2 protein-coding genes and 1 pseudogene are annotated in these 2856 nt (G+C 39.9%); all 3 read right to left on the reverse strand.

What is annotated here, in order from left to right; all coding sequences use genetic code 11:
* On the reverse strand, positions 1-1506 hold a 1506-nt coding region (locus ACIFQM_RS25010; protein WP_430066422.1), incomplete at its 3' end, for a DNA primase family protein.
* 19 nt (positions 1507-1525) lie between these two features.
* Positions 1526-1738: a DUF5659 domain-containing protein gene (locus ACIFQM_RS25015; RefSeq protein WP_430066424.1), complete on the reverse strand. Its 213-nt coding sequence runs from the start codon at positions 1736-1738 to the stop codon at positions 1526-1528.
* A 70-nt stretch (positions 1739-1808) separates the two neighbouring features.
* A pseudogene (locus tag ACIFQM_RS25020) lies at positions 1809-2856 on the reverse strand (hypothetical protein); the annotation flags it as partial.

Raw genomic sequence — 2856 nt, forward strand, 5'->3', positions numbered from 1 at the left:
TAAGCCCTCAAGCGCATAATTTAATAGTGTTGATAAAGCGGATGGAGTCGTCAATTTATGAATTAACTTCGTGTCCTTTTGTTGATCCGTAAATTTTCGAGTAAAAGGAAACACCGTCAGCCTTCTAAAAAATCCATCACTATGGTCACTACTCTTCGGCAATTCATTCGCACTAAACAACAATTTACAAAACGGCTCAAAGTTAAAGGGATCTTTTCCCTTTTTCTCTGCGTTTAATCCTTCACCACTGGCAAGCACCTTGAGGTTCCCTGTAGAGTTCAATGCATCCGCAGGGATATCTGTAAAGCAATTCAGCACTTTTCCATACAACTCAGCAATCTTAAACCGTGATCTGTCTCCTTCTAAATCCTGAATTTTAACTTTCGATATATTCGCCTTGCCTATCATGGCTTCAATCGTCTTAATCAATACCGATTTCCCGTTGCTTCCCGTACCTGTGAATAAAAATATCTTCTCATACTCCAAGGTGGGAATCAGGAAATAGCCAATCATTTCAAATAAAGTTGCATGCGTATCCTGTTCAAGCACAGATTCGATAAACTGAAGCATAGCAGGATCATTGGCCGTAGGATCATATAGAACAGGAAATTGAATGGTGCTCCGTCTATCAGGCGTATGCTCCCTTAACTCTCCCGTTTTCCAATTCAACAAACCGTTTTTAACATTAATATAGTCGTCCAACATATTCATTTGGGTTCCTGCAATATAACTTTGGGCCTCTATGTAATAACGTGCTTCCTTAATCCGACTATGGCGAAATTCATTGTCCAGCAGGGTAACGGATAATTGCTCCAGGTGACGCTCACCATCATTGACATATACACCCTGATCATACCGATACAAAAACGTACCATCAGAAAAACATTTCATATGCTGATCTAAAATATCTTTGCCATACCAGATAGGCTGAAACTTCTTATGCGTTCCGTGAATCTCAAAATATTTCATATAATTAGGCTCAATTGATTTGGGGGAATTCTCTCCTGCTGACTCATCATCGTGTTTGAACACATCTGCAATATCCACATGAGATGTAAGCTTAGAATTGCTTTGACTCCGGTGATATTCTTCCTCATGAGCTAACCATTCTATATATTGTTGGGCAATCCACTCTTGATATTCAGGATCATTCGCTTTCCGTTCTTCCTCTTCAATACGTTGTTCAAGTTCCCAATTCTCAAAAAACGCGATCTCCTTCTTGAAATACGCTCGTTCCGAATCAGTCATATATTTTTCATCCGTGTATGTCCACCACGTTTTACCACCATTATACGAAAACTCCAATTCATATGGAGAATATTCAAACTGTATCCGATACTGCTTATCTACATCTTCCTTGGTAATCGGCTTCCACATACCATCTATCCAAGCCTCTACTTGTTTGCCATTGCTATTTTTTCGTACATCCACCCGTTTTCCGTTAATGGTGAATTGGTCGGTATAATATTTGTGTTTATCATCGTGTTTTTGCAAAGCTATTGTCATATTGTTATGATCCCCCTTATTAATAGATATTATCGACTACCTGTTTAAATTCGTTATATTGTTCCATGGCTTTCCTTAACGGAGGCGAATCTTTGAATATAAATACTTTCCGATTCGAATCCTTTAGATCTACTTTTTCATCCATTTTATGAAATCGATTAAACATCAACCATCCAGCCATCCGAGACTGGGTAATGACAATGGTATGGCTATCCATATCTGACCTCCACATATATTAATGATTGGAATGTGAAAGGTAAATTCCTCCCACATCCCTCTCTACCGGCTGACAAGCCGCATAGTTAAGCTCGGAAGTCTGCTAGACAAGTGATGGAAGCTTTCGTTGTCTTAATAATATGTTTAATCGTTATAGACTTGTGCATATAGCAATTGAGGATGGAATCTCCTGCTTTGCGAGCAATACTCAATCCTTCAGTCACGCCAAGCCAGTCTCGGTCATTGAACACGGTATACGTCTGCCCCACTATTTTCTCAGCTACTTCTTTGGGATTCCATGCTTTCTTTTCGCTGCTTACCAAGGAAATTTTATAGTCAATGAGATCATCGAGCTTCGCATCCTGTCGTTTGAGGTACTTATCAGGGATACTCATATCTTTGCCTTCAGGCCATTGCAATGTGTAAGCTTCTCGTTTCATTACCGTGGTATAGTTATGGCCCAGCCACTCAAGGGTATGTTCATCGCTCTCTTTTGCCTGCTGGATATATACTTTATCTTTGTTCTCATAATGAAGCTGTACATTTTGCAGCATTCCTTCACTGGCAACCACCCAACAAAAGGAATAATTTTCATTCGAATTTTTCGCTTTGGAGTCCACGTAAGTCTTCCGCACAGCAGCCGTAGCAAGTAGAGAAGGACAATCGCATATGCTTTCCGATACTGCCTTCGTTTCCCGATATAGCTCCGCAAATTTGGCATCCACTTCTTTTCGCAATCGCTTCTGCTTCTCGTCTGATGCGAATGGATTCAGGCTTTGCTTCTCTTTCGCTAGCTCTTTATTTCTTTGCAGGAACGTATCATAAGTTGTCTTTAACGCATTGATGGTTTGATCCACATACACTGTATCCAGGTCGAAATTTTGAAAGTACTGATATACATTCTCAAATTGGTGTTTTCGAATCTTTCGATCTGTATCCTCCAGCATAATTCGATTTACATATTGCTTAAACGAAAACATGGACTCGGCAAGCTTATCTAAAGCCGAAGTGTGCTCACGATCCTTGTTGTAGTTTTTTCCGTCTTTGAAAAATGTAAATTGTGGCTTCAACGTTCCAAACCGATATTGAATTACATCTGGAATGACAACCTGATCGAACAGACCCGATTTGGAA

Source organism: Paenibacillus sp. NRS-1782 (assembly GCF_050467685.1).
In the GTDB taxonomy this organism is placed as follows: domain Bacteria; phylum Bacillota; class Bacilli; order Paenibacillales; family Paenibacillaceae; genus Paenibacillus; species Paenibacillus terrae_A.